At 72.5% G+C, this 16,500-nt stretch carries 15 protein-coding genes; 10 read left to right on the forward strand and 5 right to left on the reverse strand.

The features are described 5' to 3' along the window. Nucleotides 1-46 precede the first annotated feature (46 nt). Entirely contained in the window at nt 47-820 is a 774-nt protein-coding gene (locus IF30_RS0108865) for a class I SAM-dependent methyltransferase (RefSeq protein WP_030234445.1), read from the forward strand. A gap of 1,630 nt (nt 821-2,450) precedes the next feature. On the opposite strand, the gene IF30_RS0108875 is transcribed toward IF30_RS0108865, so the two are convergent. From IF30_RS0108875 to IF30_RS0108890, 4 genes are all read right to left on the reverse strand, one after another. Beyond that, nucleotides 2,451-3,674, reverse strand: coding sequence for a glycosyltransferase (locus IF30_RS0108875; RefSeq protein WP_030234448.1), 1,224 nt, complete (start codon nt 3,672-3,674; stop codon nt 2,451-2,453). After that, nucleotides 3,671-4,477: a MerR family transcriptional regulator gene (locus IF30_RS0108880; protein ID WP_030234452.1), complete on the reverse strand. Its 807-nt coding sequence runs from the start codon at nt 4,475-4,477 to the stop codon at nt 3,671-3,673. The genes IF30_RS0108875 and IF30_RS0108880 overlap by 4 nt, the downstream gene beginning before the upstream one ends. Before the next feature lie 152 nt (nt 4,478-4,629). Further along, complete coding sequence (locus IF30_RS0108885; protein WP_234322640.1) at nt 4,630-5,736, reverse strand: DUF6745 domain-containing protein; 1,107 nt, start codon at nt 5,734-5,736, stop codon at nt 4,630-4,632. Nucleotides 5,737-5,867: 131 nt separating this feature from the next. After that, on the reverse strand, nt 5,868-6,194 hold the full coding sequence (locus IF30_RS0108890) for a hypothetical protein (RefSeq protein WP_030234456.1): 327 nt from the start codon (nt 6,192-6,194) through the stop codon (nt 5,868-5,870). 200 nt (nt 6,195-6,394) lie between these two features. Here IF30_RS0108890 and IF30_RS0108895 point away from each other — a divergent pair, with 200 nt between their 5' ends. The 9 genes from IF30_RS0108895 (at nt 6,395) to IF30_RS47600 (ending at nt 15,190) form a co-directional block, all read left to right on the forward strand. Beyond that, the gene (locus IF30_RS0108895) at nt 6,395-7,372 is read left to right on the forward strand and encodes an STM4015 family protein (RefSeq protein ID WP_030234458.1); all 978 of its coding nucleotides are present in this window, start codon (nt 6,395-6,397) and stop codon (nt 7,370-7,372) included. A 50-nt stretch (nt 7,373-7,422) separates the two neighbouring features. Continuing rightward, on the forward strand, nt 7,423-8,355 hold the full coding sequence (locus IF30_RS0108900) for an STM4015 family protein (RefSeq protein WP_030234461.1): 933 nt from the start codon (nt 7,423-7,425) through the stop codon (nt 8,353-8,355). A 15-nt stretch (nt 8,356-8,370) separates the two neighbouring features. Beyond that, complete coding sequence (locus tag IF30_RS0108905; protein ID WP_199807841.1) at nt 8,371-9,558, forward strand: STM4014 family protein; 1,188 nt, start codon at nt 8,371-8,373, stop codon at nt 9,556-9,558. Nucleotides 9,559-9,599: 41 nt separating this feature from the next. After that, a complete protein-coding gene (locus tag IF30_RS0108910; RefSeq protein ID WP_051709658.1) occupies nt 9,600-10,472 on the forward strand; it encodes an STM4013/SEN3800 family hydrolase in 873 nt (290 codons plus the stop codon). Next, nucleotides 10,469-11,803, forward strand: coding sequence for an STM4012 family radical SAM protein (locus tag IF30_RS0108915; RefSeq protein ID WP_030234469.1), 1,335 nt, complete (start codon nt 10,469-10,471; stop codon nt 11,801-11,803). The genes IF30_RS0108910 and IF30_RS0108915 overlap by 4 nt, the downstream gene beginning before the upstream one ends. Continuing rightward, entirely contained in the window at nt 11,800-12,756 is a 957-nt protein-coding gene (locus tag IF30_RS0108920) for an STM4011 family radical SAM protein (protein WP_234322641.1), read from the forward strand. Before IF30_RS0108915 ends, IF30_RS0108920 begins: the two co-directional genes overlap by 4 nt. 752 nt (nt 12,757-13,508) lie before the next feature. Then, nucleotides 13,509-13,892, forward strand: a complete 384-nt coding sequence (locus IF30_RS0108930) for a VOC family protein (protein WP_030234474.1) — start codon at nt 13,509-13,511, stop codon at nt 13,890-13,892. A 440-nt stretch (nt 13,893-14,332) separates the two neighbouring features. Then, nucleotides 14,333-14,902, forward strand: coding sequence for a GNAT family N-acetyltransferase (locus IF30_RS0108940; RefSeq protein WP_030234477.1), 570 nt, complete (start codon nt 14,333-14,335; stop codon nt 14,900-14,902). Nucleotides 14,903-14,923: 21 nt separating this feature from the next. After that, entirely contained in the window at nt 14,924-15,190 is a 267-nt protein-coding gene (locus tag IF30_RS47600) for a hypothetical protein (RefSeq protein WP_158834849.1), read from the forward strand. Between the two features lie 362 nt (nt 15,191-15,552). Here IF30_RS47600 and IF30_RS0108950 read toward each other — a convergent pair whose 3' ends face one another. Then, the gene (locus IF30_RS0108950; protein ID WP_051709565.1) at nt 15,553-16,263 is read right to left on the reverse strand and encodes a rhomboid-like protein; all 711 of its coding nucleotides are present in this window, start codon (nt 16,261-16,263) and stop codon (nt 15,553-15,555) included. Nucleotides 16,264-16,500 lie beyond the last annotated feature (237 nt).

Raw genomic sequence — 16,500 nt, forward strand, 5'->3', positions numbered from 1 at the left:
CCCCCTCCCCTTCCCCTCCCCCCTTGTCCGCGGAGGCTTCGACGCCATGACACAGTCCCCCCTCGGCCGCTTCTACGACGACTTCGCCGCGGACTACCACCTGGTCTACGCCGACTGGGACGCCTCGCTCGCCCGCCAGGGCGCCGCGCTCGACGCCCTGATCCGGACGCGCCTCGGCGACCGCCCCGCCGAGGTGCTGGACTGCGCCTGCGGCATCGGCACCCAGGCGATCGGCCTGGCTGCGCTCGGCCACCACGTCACCGGCACCGACCTCAGCCCGGCCTCCGTCGCCCGGGCCACCGCCGAGGCCGCCCAGCGCGGACTCCGGCTGCCCACGGCCGCCGCCGACATGCGCGGGCTGCCGTTCACCGACGGGCGGTTCGACGTCGTGGTCTGCGCCGACAACGCCCTTCCCCACCTGCTCTCGGCCGGGGACGTCCGCGCCGCACTCGGCGAGATGCGCCGGGTCCTGCGTCCGGGCGGACTGCTGCTGGTGTCCACCCGCCCGTACGACGAACTGCGTCGCGCCCGGCCGACCTCCACCCCGCCGCAGACGACGGAGTACGGCGGCGCGCGATCGGTGGTCTTCCAACTCTGGCAGTGGCACGAGGACGGCGAGCGGTACGACCTGGAGCTCTTCCGGCTCCTGCGGGACACCACCGGGCAGTGGCAGGTCGCGGTCCACCGTTCCACCTACTGGTCGCTGACCCGCGACCAGTTGAGCGGCTTCGCCGTCGACGCGGGCCTCGCCGACCCCGGCTGGGCACAGCCAGCAGAGACGGGCTTCTTCCAGCCCCTCCTGATCGCCCGGGCACCCTGAGCGCTCGGCGGAGACCCGACCGTCCAGGCGCTGCCCTGCACGTGCTCCACACCCAGCCCACCTGTGCGCGTACTCGTCGAACTGCTGCGCAGTCGGGCGCGGATGGACGGCCCTGTCAGCTTGACCGAGCCCTGTTGCTTGGCCGGGGCCGGTTGCTTGACCGGGCCCTGTTGCTTGACCGGGCCCGGTCACTGCGACGTACAGGGGGCCCGGCAAGGCAGCTACGGGTGCCAGTTCGAGACCCAGTGCAGCCACGAGGCGAACTCGCCGAGCACCGACCTCCGTGCTGTCCCGGGATTCGTCGCGGCCCAGGTGATCGGCGGCCGTCCACAACGGAGGTCGAGCCTAACTCGGCCGTGGCCGGCCTGAGGGGCGGCAATCCGGGGCGGCCCCACGTAGGTGGAGGCGCTGTCCTCACAGATGGCGGGCGGGGGAGCCATGGGCGCCCGGCGGCACCTGGTACCTCGTCGACGTGTACGACATCGAGGCCTTCCCGTGACGCTGCCCAGGGGCCGCAAGCGCCCTGCTTCTCCGCCGCCCTCACGTCTGCGCCTTCCCGCCCAAGCTGGTACGCAGCACCCGCCTGGTCGGCCTCGTGAGGACGCCGGCCCCCGGACTCGTCGCCGCCCCCTTCGGCGCAGATCGCAGGCCGCCCTCATCGACCTCGTGGACCACGTCGCCCCCGGACGGCGGCCGGCCAGCCATCACCGGAAACTCGGCCGCCGCAGTAGTCGATCGGTGAAAGACATCGGCCACCATGAGGGGTCGGTTCGTGCGACAAGAGCACGGCGTCCGATTCGATTGGGGCCCCGCCGGTGCCCAGCAGCTGGCGCAGAGCGCTGCCTACCTGGCTGGTGGTGGTCGACGTGCTGTCCTTCACGACCTCGGTGATTGTCGCTGTCGAGGCGGCGTCCTCCTTCGCCCGGCGAAGGACAGGCTGCGGTGCCGGCCGTAGGACGGCGGACCGCCATCGGCCGCAGGACGGCGGACCGCCATCTCTACCGCGCCGTGGTCCCGGTCGCCGGCGGTACTGCGCAAGCCCCCTACACGCCCCGCCTCGTCCCGCCCTCACCCAACGGATCCGCCATCGCTGCGGCGGCGGGCGACTCGACGGTAGTGGAGGGATGTCAGCGAAAAGCCGCTGCTGTCGGACGATGGCTGGCCCGGCACGCCTGCGGGACCGCAAAGCATCCCGTAGTGGTGATCGCCGCTGGTGAGCGGTGGCCAGACGGAGTCTGCGACCTGCCTCGGCGGACCTGCTGGACACCGGGGCGATCATCACCGAACTGGACCACCCGCAAGGGGCCGGCCCGGCGGTACCGAGCAGCGTTCGTAGGCGACGTCAACGACGCGGGAGCGCCTCGGCGGTGGCCTGGCCGCAGGGCAGCGGCCGAGTCGTCAACCACGATCAGGGTGTCTCGGGCGATCTTGGCGACCGCGCGGGCGGCGACCGGGTTGTCGACGGAGACGCGTCCATGGCCGGCGGTCAGCGGTTCGAGGGTGCAACAGCGGACCGGTAGGTCGGCGTCCATGGCGTGGGGGCGGAGGCCTCGGCGAGGTGGTTCCTGCCAGTGCCGGCTCCCTGCGGAGGATGGCCGGGTGAGGGTCGAGTTCTCGGCGCGCGGATCCACTACCGATCACCTCCCATGGCCGCCACCGCCTCCGCGACCCGTGCCACGCCGTCCTCCTCCGCCATCGCGCGAGCGGCCGCCTCCGCGTGCTCCCGCAGGGACCGGTCCTCAACCGCCCGACGGATGGCCTCCGCCAGGCGGGCGGCAGTCAGGTCCGCGAACCCGACCGGTGTGGTCGCCGCGCCGGTGCGGGCGAGCCGGTTGGCCCAGAACGGCTGGTCCGCCATCACCGGGACCGGCACGCTCGGGACGCCTGAACGCAGCGTGGCGGCCGCCGTTCCGGCGCCGGCGTGGTGCACGACGGCCGCCATGCGTGGGAAGAGGTGGCCGTGCGGCGCCTCGCCGATGCTCAGGACGTCGTCCCCCTCTCCGACGAGCCCGGCCCAGCCCGCCTGCAGTACGCCCCGGACACCCGCTCGCCGTAGGGCATCGGCCGCCAGGGCGCCCAGCCGCTCGCCCTGTCCCGTCGCCATGCTGCCGAAGCCGATGAACACCGGCGGTGGCCCGGCCTGGAGGAAGTCCTCGACCTCGGCCGGGAGGCGGTAGTCCACCGCTACGTGCGGCCACCAGTTGCCGACCACCGACGCCCCTGCGCGCCAGTCGGACGGGCGCGGCACCAACGTGGGGCTGAAGCCGTGCAGCACCGGCCAGTCCGCCCGTTCCACGGACCGTCGGCGTGCGCCCTGGGACTGCGCCGGGAGGCCCAGCCGCGCCCGCAGACGACGTGCGGACTCGGCGTGCAGACGGTCGACGATCCGTTGGCCGAGCGCCCCGGCGGCCCGGTTGCCCCACCTCCCCAACGATCGGCCGCCACCGACGACCGGCGGGAAGTCACCCGTCGGAAGCGTGGGTTGGAGGTAGACACCAAGGCTTCGTATGTTCATCGCCTCGGCGAGGTGCCACCCCAGCGGCGCCGTGGTGGTACTGAGCAGCAGCAGATCCGCGCCGGGCGCCGCCGCGTCGGCGAGCGCGTCGCCCAGCTGCTCGATGAACGCCGTGGCTCGTGCGAGGAGTTCGGAACGGCCGCCCGCCGCACTGGTGGGTATCCCGCGCGGGTCCACGGGGAGTGGGCGGAAGTCGAGGCCGCTGTCGGTCACCAGGGGGCGGAAGGTCTCCGGCGCGGCGAGCGCGACGTCGTGCCCCTCCACGCGGAGGTGAGCGCCGAGGCCGGTGTAGGGGGCGACGTCGCCGTGGGATCCGGCGGCCATGACGAGGATCCTCATCGGGCCTCCCCCCGGGCCGCACGGGGGCCGTTCGCAGCCTGCTGTTCGGCGTTGCGGCCGATGGCCGTACGGAGGTAGGCCGCCAGGCCCGGGCGTTGTTCCGCGGCCGGCACGACGAGTGCAAAGGCGCGGGCGTCCGCCTCGTAGTCGTCGGCGATCCGGCAGTGCATCTCGGGCGGGCAGGGTGTGAACCACCGGGCGATGTGCTGCCGGTGTTCCTCGGCGAGGTCCAGCACCACCCCGTGGTCCGCCGGGATGTTTTCGTCGAAGGCGGCCAGCAACCGGCCGCGCCACTCGGCGGCCTCGGCCATCAGCTGCCGCCAGTCCTCCTTCGAGTGGGCGGCGGCGCGGGCCAGTGCTTCCTGATGGCTCTCCCGTTCCCCCCACTTCAGGTGGGCGTCGGCGGCATAACTGAGGTCGAAGACGACGTCACCGAAGACCTCGAACCGCTCCGCAGGGCTGAGCTCGACGCCCGTGCGCTGGACCTCGATGGCCCGCTCGGCGACGTCGACCAGCTTCTGCAGCCGGGCGATCTGCTCGGTGAGGGCCTGCCGCCGGGCCAGCAGGTGGTCGAGCGCGTCGGCCTGCGGGGCCGCGAGGATGTCGGCGATCTCCTCGAGCGGGAAGCCGAGTTCCCGGTAGAAGAGGATCTGCTGGAGTCTGGCGAGGTCCGCGCCGTTGTAGAGCCGATACCCGGCCGGACTGCGTTCGCTGGGCGACAGCAGCCCGGACCGGTCGTAGTGGTGCAGGGTCCGGATCGTGACCCCGGCGAATCCGGAGACCTGTCCCACCGACCAGTTCATGAGTACCTCCCGTGCATCCGTGCGTCGGTACGTCCGGGCATCCGTGCGTCCGGGTACCCGTGCGTTCGCTGCACCCACCGTGCGGCCTGACGTGGGGTAAGGGTCAACACGCGCAGCTCGCCGGACCGTGCGGGCACCCGGAACCGGGCCCGTCAGGTTTCGCGCTGCGGGTGGTAGGCCGTCTCGGGTATGCCGAAGGTCCAGGCGACCCCGGCCCGAGCCGTGCGGGTGCTCGGAGGGACACGCAGCCAGTAGGTGCGGTAGGTACCGTCCGGCTCCGGGGTGGAATTGACCACCTCGACCATCACCACCGGCTCGTCGTCGGGAAGGACGATCCGCCAGAGCACACCGGTCTCGTCGCGGTGGATGGGCTCGGCGCCGGAGTCCGCCAGGTAGCGCTCGTAGCCGTAGTGCTCCAGCAGGACGCGGCGAAGTTCGGCGTTCTCCTCGGTGCGGATCCGCTCGACCGTCACCTCCGCCAGCCCGGCGAGGAACTCCGCCGGGACGGGCATGCCGCGCCAGGCGTGCAGGGCGAACCCGTCGGAGTACTCAAGTGCGGGGCCGTCCGCACGGTCGAGCCGCCCGGCCTCGTCGCGGTGCAGCGAGGTCGGCCGCTCGCTGATCAGGGCCACCTCGCGGTACGGCCACCACCAGCCGGCTTCGCCGGCCAGCGCGGCGAGCGGCGCGACGGCGTCGGCACCCGCCCCGGCCGCCTCGAAGGCGGCGAACCACGGCGCGTCGTGTTGGCCGCGCACGGCGTCCAGCAGCGCGAGCCGGACGGTGGTGCGGCGGGCCCGGGCCTCGGCGGCCACAGCGAGGTCGGCCTCTCGGTCGGCCTCGGGGGCGAGCCGGTCGAGCACGGCGTTGCGCACCCGGTCGGCGAGCGGGGTGGTGACCGGGCCGAGTTCGCCGCCGGTCAGTGCCCAGTGCGCCGCCCACCCGGACGCTCCGACCTGCTCGACGGCCCGCCGCCGGGCCTCCTCCCACGGCCGGGTGCGCACCGCCTCGCGCACGCTCTCGGCACCGGCGGCCCGCAGCTCCATCGCTGCCTCGGCCGCGGCGAGCGGGGAGCCGAACCACCGGACCTCCCCGGGCTCGGGCAACCCGGCCATTCGGTAAGCGGCTCGGACGGCCCGCTCGGCCGCCACCCGGTCACCCGGACCGACGGCCGCCGCGGCCGCCCGCCAGCGGGCCGTCGCCTCGGAAGGGCCGACCAGCGTCCGTCCGTCCGCAGGGTTGTCGTGAGCCACCGTTTCCATCGTCTGCTCCGTTCCCGGCTGGGCTCCCCACCCGGCCGTCCGTTCCCGTTCCCATTCCACCCGTGCCTTGCCACCGGCCGCCGACCCGGGCCACCATCGCCCTCCGCCCCACGCGGCGGGCGAACCGCGAGTCAGTCCGCGACCATCCGCACCGCACCCGGGACGTACTCTCGCTGACGGACCACCCGGTACCAGGCCTTGGGCAGCGGTATCGCCGCGTGCTCCTCGTGGACCACCCGGCCGCCCTCGGGCAGGTGCAGCCAACCGGCGCCGAACGGCCCGCTCTCCCGGCGCAATTCGCCGGGGCCGACCACGGCATGCGCATGGCCGGTGACCTCGCCGAGCGCCAGCACCATCCGGCCCCGCGCGTCCCGGGGCTGCACGGCCAGCTCTGCCACCCGCGGCGGCACCGCGCTCTCCTCGACCGGCACGATCAGCACATCCCCCTGGCGGTACATCAGCTCTCCCTCGTCGTAGAGCCGGATCCGGCGGGCGCCGGAATCCCTGGCTCCGCCGCGCCTTCCGCGGTCACTCTCCGGAGCCACGACCCGAACATAGAGCAAGGGTCTGACAACGCGTCCTGGCGAGGACCCGGCCACCGGATTGTCAGTCCCGGCTGGTAGACAGTCGTTCGGCCCAGATCACAGAGGAGCAGCGCATGACAGTCAACGAGCACATCGAGCGGTTCCACGGCCTTCCCGTCTTCGACTTCGTCCAGGCCCTGGAGGAGGCCGAGGGGGAGGGCGGATCCGGCGCCGCGCAGCTGCCGGACGCGGCCTCCGCGGCCTGGAGGATCGGTGTCGAATACGAGTCCGAGGCGACGTTCCAGGAACGCTGGCAGCAGTTCCTCGACACCGTCGACACCGAGCGGGTCTCCGCCCTCGTGATCGGTCAGTGGTCGCCGGAGGAGCCGGACAGCTTCCAGGAGCCGATGGAAGCGATCGTCGCCGCCGGCGGCCGGCTGCCCGCCCTGCGTGCCCTCTTCGTCGGCGACATCACCTTCGAGCAGTGCGAGATCTCCTGGATCCAGCAGTGCGACATCACGCCGCTGCTGACGGCCTTCCCGCGGTTGGCCGAGCTGGTGGTGCGCGGATCCTCCGAGGACTGGGAGGGCAAGGGCGGTCTGGCGCTGAAGCCGCTGCGGCACGAGTCCCTCACGGCGCTGCGGTTCGAAGCCGGCGGCCTGCCGGGCTCAGTCGTGCGTTCGGTCGCGGCCTGTGACTTCCCCGCCCTGGAGCGGCTGGAGCTCTGGCTCGGCGTGGGCAACTACGGCGGCGACGCCACGATGGACGACCTCGCGCCCTTCCTGGACGGTACCCGCTTCCCCGCGCTGCGCCACCTCGGCCTGCAGAACAGCGAGTTCGAGGACGACATCGCGGCCGCCGTGGCACACGCGCCCGTGGTGGCCCGGCTGGAGTCGCTCAGCCTCTCCATGGGCGTGCTGACCGACCAGGGCGCCACCGCGCTGTTGGAGGGCCAGCCGCTCACCCACCTGCGCGCTCTCGACCTGCACCACCACTTCCTCACGGACGAGTTGCAGCAGCGCCTGCGCCAAGCCCTGCCCGACGTCGAGGTCGACCTCTCCGAGCCCGGCAAGCCGGACGACCAGTGGCGCTACGTCGCCGTGGCCGAGTAGCCGTCAGCACCACGTCAGCCGCCCCACCCACCGAGCCACCAGGATCCGACATGGCCGTCTCCCACCACCTCGAACGCTTCCACGAGCTGCCGGTCCACGAGTTCACGCCCGACGACGCCCAGCCGCAGCCCGCCGCCGATGCCGTCGCCTGGCGCCTGTCCCTGGAGTACGGCTCCAAGCAGGACTTCGGGCAGCTCTGGCAGTCCTTCCTCCGGAAGGTCGACCCGACCGGCGTCCGTGCCGTGGTGATCGGCGCATGGTGGCAGAAGGACTACGCGTCCGTGCGCAGCGTGGTCGAGGCCGTCACGGCCGAGGCGGAGCGCCTGCCCGCCCTGGAGGCGCTGTTCCTGGGGGAGGTGACCTTCGACGAGTGCGAGATCTCCTGGCTGGAGATGGGGGACGTCACCCCGCTGCTGACCGCCTTCCCCGGCCTGAGGTCGTTGACCGTACGCGGCGGCATGGACCTCGCACTGGAGCCGGTGCGACACGACCGCCTGACGAGCCTTCGCTTCGAGTCCGGTGGCCTGCCGGCCACCGTGGTGCGGGCCGTCGCCGGCTCCGAACTGCCCGCGCTGGAACGCCTGACGCTCTGGCTCGGCGTGGACGAGTACGGCGGCGACGCATCGATCGACGATCTCGCGCCCTTCCTCGACGGCACGCGCCTGCCGAAGCTCCGCCACCTCGGGCTGGCCGACAGCGAGCTGCAGGACGAGATCGCCGGCGCCCTCGCGCACGCGCCCGTCGTGGCCCGGCTGGAGTCGCTCGACCTCTCCATGGGCGTGCTCTCCGACGAAGGCGCGGCCGCCCTGCTGGAGGGCCAGCCGCTCAACCACCTGCGCGCGCTCGACCTGCACCACCACTACCTCACCGACGAGATGCAGCAGCGCCTGCGCCAAGCCCTGCCCGACGTCGAGATCGACCTCAGCGAGGCCGAGGACGACCTGGACGACGAGGGCGACCGCTACGTATCGGTCGCCGAGTAGGCGGGTGACTCGACGATGCCGCCGCAGCTGACCGTTCTCGGCAATCCGGGCCACCGGCGGGTCGCGCTGTTCGCCGCCGCCGCCCGGGCCGCCGGACTGCCCGAACCCGCCGTCCTGCCGTGGCTGGACGTGCTTCGCGGCCGGTACCGGCTGCCCGAAGGCGCTCTGCTGCGCATCGAGTCGCCCGGCGAGGAGCCGGAAGTCGATCGGCTGTTGCGTGGCCCGGTGCTCGGCGCCGGCTACGCGCCCACCAGGGTCGAGGGCACCGCGGCCTGGTACACGGGGGTGATGGCTGCGCTGCGCGAGCTGGCGGCGCGGCCGGGCGTCCGGCTGTTGGGCGATCCGGAGGAGATCGCCGTGATGTTCGACAAGCGCCGGGCGCACGCGCTGCTCTCGGAGGCCGGAGTCCCGGTGCCCCGGGCGCTCGGCGGCGAGGTCACCGGCTGGTCGCACCTGCGCGAACGCCTCGCGGAGGCAGGTCTGCACCGGGTCTTCGTCAAGCCCGCGCACGGTTCCTCGGCCTCTGGGGTGACGGCCCTGGAGTTCGGGCCGCGCGGCCAACTGCTGGCCACCACCTCGGTGGAGCTGGCCGACGGGAGCCTGCACAACTCGCTGCGGGTACGCCGCTACCGCACCGAGCGGGAGGTCGCCGCGATCATCGACCGCCTGGCCCCGGACGGGCTGCACGTGGAGCAGTGGATCCCGAAGGCCTCGCAGTCCGGCCGCGCGGCGGACCTGCGGATCGTGGCGGTCTCGGGCCGCGCCACCCACGCCGTGGTGCGCACGAGCACCCAGCCGATGACCAATCTGCACCTCGGTGGCGCCCGGGGCAGCCTCGACCAGGCTCGGGAGGCCGCCGGCGCCGCCTGGTCGTCCATCCTGGAGACGGCCGAGCGTGCCGCGGCCTGCTTCCCCGCCTCGCCGATGGTCGGCGTCGACGTCCTCCCCACGACGGGCTGGCGGCGCGCTCTGGTCGGCGAGGTGAACGCCTTCGGCGACCTGCTCCCCAACCTCACCGGGCTGCCGGGCGGCCCGGCCGAGGGCCTCGACACCTACGGCGCCCAGCTCGCGGCGCTCACCGCACCGTCCCGGCCGCTCCACTCGGCTACGGGCCGGACGGTCCCGGCAAGCCGGCTGGACCGGGCGAGCCAGACGGATCACACCGAACCAACGAACCAACAGATCACGGAACCCGCTCGATGAATCACCACCCCACCGCCCCGGCCCCAGCCACGGCCCCCGACATGAACGCGATCGTGGGCACCCACGACCTGCTACTCGTCACCCTCGACACCCTGCGCTTCGACGTCGCCGAGGACCTGGCCGCGGCCGGCCGGATCCCCAACCTCGCCGCGTTCCTCCCGGGCGGCCGCTGGGAGCGGCGACACGCCCCCGGCAGCTTCACCTACGCCTCCCATCAGGCGATCCTGGCCGGCTTCCTGCCGACCCCGGCGTCCCCCGACGGCCCGCACCCCCGCCTGTTCGCAGCCCGCTTCGCCGGTTCCGAGAGCACCGCCCCGCGCACCTGGGTCTTCGACGCCCCCGATCTGCCGACCGGCCTCTCCGCTGCCGGGTACCGCACGGTGTGCATCGGCGGCGTCGGCTTCTTCAACAAGCAGGGCCCCCTCGGCTCGGTGCTGCCCGGCCTCTTCCAGGAGAGCCACTGGTCGCCCGAGATGGGCGTAACGTCCCCGACGTCCTTCGAGGAGCAGGTCGCCCGAGCCGAGCGGGTCGCCGCCGAGCAACCCGCCGAGCAGCCGCTGTTCCTCTTCTTGAACGTCTCGGCGCTGCACCAGCCCAACTGGTTCCACCTGCCCGGCGCCACCAGCGACCACGGCGACAACCGGGCCAGCCACGCCGCAGCGCTGAAGTACGTGGACGCCCACATCGGCAGGTTGTTGGCCGCGATGAGCGCCCGCCGCCCGTGCTTCGCGATCATCTGCTCCGATCACGGCACCGCATACGGCGAGGACGGTTACACCGGCCACCGGATCGGCCACGAGGTCGTCTGGACCGTCCCGTACGCCCACTTCACCATCCCCGCCAATACCGCCACCGCCACCGCCACCGCCACCGCCGCGGCCACGGCCACGGCCACCGCTGAGGAGCGCGCATGACCACCTCGCCCCCGCGCCCCGAAACGCCGTACCTCTCGTACGTCTACGCCTACCCGCACAAGACGTCCTACCGTCCGCTGCCCGAACGGCCGCCGCTGCGCGAACTGTGGGCCGGGGAGGCGCAGCACGCGCTCTCGCTCTACCTGCACATCCCGTTCTGCGAGGTCCGCTGCGGCTTCTGCAACCTCTTCACCCGGATAGGCAGTCCCGAGGGCCTGACCACGGCCTACCTGGACGCCCTGGAGCGCCAGGCCTCGGCCGTCCGCGAGGCGCTGGCCGACGACGCCCGGTTCGCGCTGGCCGCGTTCGGCGGCGGAACGCCCACTTACCTGACAGCCGGTGAGCTGGAACGGCTGTGTGACATCGCCGAGCGGCGAATGGGCGCGGACCTGCGGTCGATACCGCTCTCGGTGGAGGCTTCGCCCGCTACCTCGACCGCTGACCGGTTGGAGGTGCTGGCCGCCCGGGGCACCACCCGGCTGAGCCTGGGCGTGCAGTCCTTCGACGACGCCGAGGCCCGTTCGGCCGTCCGCCCCCAGAGGCGCTCCGAGGTGGAGGCCGCTCTCGGCCGGATCCGCGCCGCCGGGTTCCCGGTGCTCAACATCGACCTCATCTACGGCATCGACGGTCAGACCGAGGCGAGTTGGCTCCGGTCGCTGGACGCCGCGCTCGCCTGGCAGCCCGAGGAGCTCTACCTCTACCCGCTGTACGTCCGCCCGTTGACCGGCCTGGCCCGGCGCGGCGAGCAGGAGAGCCGTTCCGCCTGGGACGCCCGCAGGCTCGCGCTCTACCGCGCCGGCCGCGACCACCTGCTCGCCCAGGGCTACCAGCAGGTGTCGATGCGGATGTTCCGCCGCGCAGCCTCCCCGCAGGCGGGCGCAAGCGAGTACGCCTGCCAGACCGACGGCATGATCGGACTGGGCTGCGGTGCCCGCTCCTACACCTCGCGGCTGCACTACTCCTTCGACTACGCGGTGGACGCCACCCAGGTGCGCGGCATCATCGACGCCTACGTCGCCACCGAGGACTTCCACCGTGCCGAGGAGGGTCACTGGATGGAGGGCGACGAGCCTCGCCGGCGCCACCTCGTGCAGTCGCTGCTGCAGGCCGAGGGCATGCCCCTGGCCGACTACCGGGCCCGGTTCGACGCTTCGCCCGCCGACGACTTCCCCGCCGAACTGACAGCGTTCGCCGAGCTCGGCTGGCTCGCCCCGGACGACCGGGAGCGACTGCGGCTCACCCCGGAGGGGCTGGCGCACTCGGACGCGGTGGGGCCGATGCTGTTCTCGCCGGCGGTCCGGGCCCTGATGGCGGCGTACGAGGCCAAATGACCTTCCTCGGCATGCCCGGCGCCGCACCCGGCGCCGTGGCTTCCCCCGCCACCCTCCCTTTCCCCGCGCCAGTCGACGAAAGCCACGCGCGGGACCTCACGCTGCTCTATCGCGGCCCGCTGGCCTCCTGCGACTACGACTGCCCCTACTGCCCGTTCGCCAAGCGCCGTGACACTCCCGCGCAACTGCGTGCCGACCGGGCCGCGTTGGAGCGCTTCGCCGGCTGGGCCACCGACCGGGCGGGCACCGGTGACACGCTGTCGCTGCTTTTCACCCCCTGGGGTGAGGGCCTGGTCCGTTCCTGGTACCGCCGCGCGCTGGTCGAGCTGAGCCGCCTCCCGCACATCCGCCGGGTCGCGATCCAGACCAACCTCAGCTGCCGCACCGGCTGGCTCGCCGAGGCGGACCTCAACACCCTCGCCCTCTGGGTGACGTACCACCCCGGCCAGGTCACCCGCGACCGCTTCCTCGCCAAGTGCCGCGAGCTGGACGCGCTCGGCGTGCGATACAGCGTCGGCGTGGTCGGTCAGCCCGAGCACCTGGCCGAAGCGCGCCATCTGCGCGCCGAACTCGCGGAGGCCGTCTACCTGTGGGTCAACGCCGCCGAGGGACTTGACTACACCGATACCGAGGCTGCCGGATGGGCCGAGCTGGATCCGCACTTCGGCTACAGCCGGCACGCCCACCCCAGTGCCGGTCGTCCGTGCCGCACCGGTGAATCCGTGCTCTCGGTCGACGGCGAGGGCACGGTGCGCCGCTGCCACTTCGTCCGGGACGTCCTCGGCAACCTCTACGACGGCAGCTACCGCGCCCGACTGCAGCCGCGGGCCTGCCCGTTGCCGGTCTGCGACTGCCACATCGGTTACGTCCACCTGGAGAGCCTGCCACTGTACGAACTGTTCGGCGCGGGCGTCCTGGAGCGCGTGCCGGTGGCGTGGCCGCAGGGCGGGTGATAAATCGGTTGCGAACCGACCACTCTGTGTGAAAGCGTACGAACCACCCTGCAGGACCAGCGTGTTCAGGAAGGAGGCCCGACATGCTCAGCGATATACGACGCGCTGCCGAAGCGGGTCTCGCACTCGGTGACGCCCCAGGCTCGCTTCGACACGTAGAGCCTCACCCGGCCTGACGTCGCATCCCCTTTGGGGCGGCGGCACCACTCGGGCAGCCGCTGTTCGCCTCCTCGTCGACGTGCTCTCCGTGCCCTTTCCATCAGCACACTCGGGGGTGCGCCCACCACGCGCATCTCCCCGGTGTGCTGCCGGTGCCGCTCGCCGCTGGTCACCGCGACTTGCCGGGCGGGGGCATCCGACGTCCGCGAGCCCTATCCGGCGGCCTAAGGGCTGTTCCCTCACAACCGATCCTTGATCACAGCATCGTGTCCGTGCGCGAGCTCCGCGGGGTCCTCGGCGCCCACCAGCGGCGCATCCGGGGTGTCGAGATGCCCGCACTCGGCGCCCGCATCCACCACCAACCGGCGTGCGCTCGTCTGCACCCGCGACGACGACCACCGCGCCGGCCTCGCCCATCACCTCGGGCGCCCTGGGCCTCCGCTCCGAACTGTTGCGCCCACCTCCACTCTCCGGGGACTCGCGCCCGCATAGCACCCAGCCACCTAGTGCGCACGCAACGGAGCCGCCGGTCCTACCCGTGGGCACACCTGCCCCGAGGTACCTAGCCTGGAAGCAGAAGGAGGCGAATCACCATGCTGGGAGACGCACCGGTGCTGGCCATGATCCCCGCCGCCGATCTGGCGCGGGCCAAGGCTTTCTACACTGACACCCTGGGCCTGAAACTCGTCGAGGAGACCCCGGAGGACCTCACGTTCGAGAGCGGCGGCGCCCTGCTCGGGATGTACGAGACAGCAAGCGGAGGCCAGGCCGCACACACCCTGGCCAGCTTCAAGGTCGCCGACCTCGACGGCGAGATGTCGACACTGCGCGGCCGCGGCGTCACGTTCGAGGAGTACGACTTCCCGGGCCTGAAGACCGTCAACGGCGTCGCCGAGGGCAGCGACGGCCTGCGGGCGGCCTGGTTCAAGGACAGTGAGGGCAACATCCTCTGCGTGGCCGAGCGGCCCACCACCTAGCAAACCGCTCGACCCCGACGCCGGTGCTCGGCCCGCTCGCGGTGACCGGCCCGGGCACCGGCGAGACGACCGGCTGGCGACCGGTGTCAGCCGGGCGCCAGCCGGACCCAAGCCGAATGCGAGCATCCACGGGCCCGAGAGGTCCGTCTCCGAGTGGCTTCACACACCACGGCTGGTCGGCGCCCACGCCTTGCCGCCATCGAAGCGCAGCGCGTGGAGGATTGCCCGGCGGGAACTCACCGTGCTTGGGGATCGGCCAGCACGTGCACGCCGGCGCCGGGGTTACGACTTTGGGGAGCAATAGAGGCGGGTCCTCGGCCATGGCGTGAAGGCGGCCGTGCCGTGCTGCTCCTCCACTACCTCCTCCACTACCCCACCCGGGTACAGATGCGGTCCGAAAACGCCTGGACCGTCAGACCCGCCTCGGCCATGATCCTCACGTGACCACCTACCTCGAGTCCGAGCGCCTGACCCTGCGCCCCTTCGCCGCCACTGACGCGGACCTGCTGATCGAGCTGGACAGCGACCCGGCGGTGATGCGCTACCTGACCGGCGGCGCTCCGACCCCGCCGGAGGACATCCGCGACCGCGCCATCCCCAGCATCCTCGCCGGCTACGAGCGCTGGAATCACGACCTCGGCCTGTTCGCCGCGCACGAGAAGGACGGCGGCGCGTTCATCGGCTGGTTCTGCCTGCGTCCGCTCCGCAGCGGCCCTCGTGAGGAGGCCGAACTCGGCTACCGCCTGCGCCAGGCGGCCTGGGGTCGGGGCTACGCCACGGAGGTCTCACAGGCGCTGCTGGCGAAGGGGTTCGCCGAGCTTGGGATCCGCATGGTCTGGGCCGAGACGATGACCGTGAACCGCCCTTCGCGCAACGTCATGGAGAAGCTCGGGATGATGCTCGCGAAGAGCATCCCCGTACCGGACGACATGATGGCGGTTGAGGGTTCCGAACACGGGGGTGTGCGGTACGAGATCACGAAGGAGCAGTGGGAGCGGCGGCAGGCGTAGGTGGCGCGAGGCGCGGCGCCCGTGGATGTGAAGTCATCAGCCCACGCGGCCTTGTCTCATCAAGCCCTATCGGGCATATCTCGACAGCATCTTGCCGAACTCGTCGCTGAGTTCGCCCCGGTGTGGGAGGCGGAGCAGGAGTGTGCGCTGCGGGAGCGGCGCGGCGGCGATCGCCGCCGCGAGGCCGGTGCCGGCCCGAAGCATCGTCTGGCGTTCGTCGCTCGGGTGCTGGTCACGCTGGCGCCCTTGCGACCCGATCTTCCGCACTCGGACCTGGCTGTGCTGTGAGGAGTGGACCGCTCTCCTGTAATCCGCCGCGATCCGGCAGGTCCGGCTGCTGCTGGGCCCAGGTGCCCCTCACCCCCTCGACCCGGCGGCAGGGTCGCGGGCTGCCATGGCGAACAGCAGTGACCGCAGCTGCCGCGGCTGCCGCGTATCGTTGGCCCACTCGGCGTCCTCTCGCTCCTGGCCCCTACCCCCAACCCCTCTCCAGGCCGGGTTCGGCAGCACCGGCTGCTCGTTGAACCTGCCCGGCCCTTCGCCCGGTCGCTTCGGTGCTGACCCAGTGCCCACCGCGGACCGCCCACCTCCACCACCCACCGGCAGGGCAGCACACCGGCCGATCCGCCTGGTCGGTCGGTCCGTACCGGTCACCGCCCGCGCACCCGGCGCCAGCTCGTCCGCACGATGGCGGCCGGGTCGAAGGAGCCCGGGCGGTCCCGGGCGATCGGGTAGCAGGCGAACCCGATCAGTGCCGCGCTGAAGTGGCCGATGCTCGTGTAGTCGCGGCTCTGCTGGACACCCAGGCCGTAGACGACCAGCACCCCGGCCGCGTAGAAGTACCGCCAGGGCCGCACGGTCAGGTAGGTGAGCACCGCGGCCACTCCGGCGAGCGCGTAGCTGACGCCGTAGTCGAGGGTGTAGACGGCCCTCGGCGAGACCAGTCCGCGGTGGATGGCCCAGCCGAGCACGCCTTCGCTGAGGTAGGTCGCACCGACGTGCGCGAGCATCGCCACCGAGATCCAGCGCAGGGTGCCCAGCCAGCGCTCGGCGGGCACGTGGAAGAGGTTGTAGAGCAGGAAGTAGGTCGGCCAGCCCCCGCCGGCGATCCACAGCGCGCTGGTCACCAGTACGCGGACCGGCGAGACCTGCAGGTGGTGGAGGTTGGTCGAACGCCGTTCCAGGATGCGATCGGCGGTCGCCTGGTCGACGTGCCGGATCACCTGGGTGGTCACGAACAGGATCGCCAGCCAGGTGTAGGTGCCGGGGGCGCGCCGGACGTAGGCCCACACCGCACGGGCGGTGCGCGACCACCAGGGCCGAGGGTGCGCCTGCGAGCCCCGGGTGGTGCTACCGGCCATCGACGCCTCCTCGACGCCCCCACGATGCTCCTCCCCTCACCCTGACCCGACCCCGGGGCGGCCCGCCGCCGCGGCGACCCGTACGGGTGATCTGGCCTTCCGGTCCCTTTGACGGCGGGCCCCGACGATGGCCGTCGGCTGACGTACGCTGGCGACCTGACCACCCGGCCGCTGACCCACCCGGCCACTGACCCACCCGGTCACGGCCCGCCGGCCACGCACCGGGCGTGCCGCTGC

It is taken from the genome of Streptomyces sp. NRRL S-350 (genome assembly GCF_000719705.1).
Taxonomy (GTDB): Bacteria; Actinomycetota; Actinomycetes; order Streptomycetales; family Streptomycetaceae; genus Kitasatospora.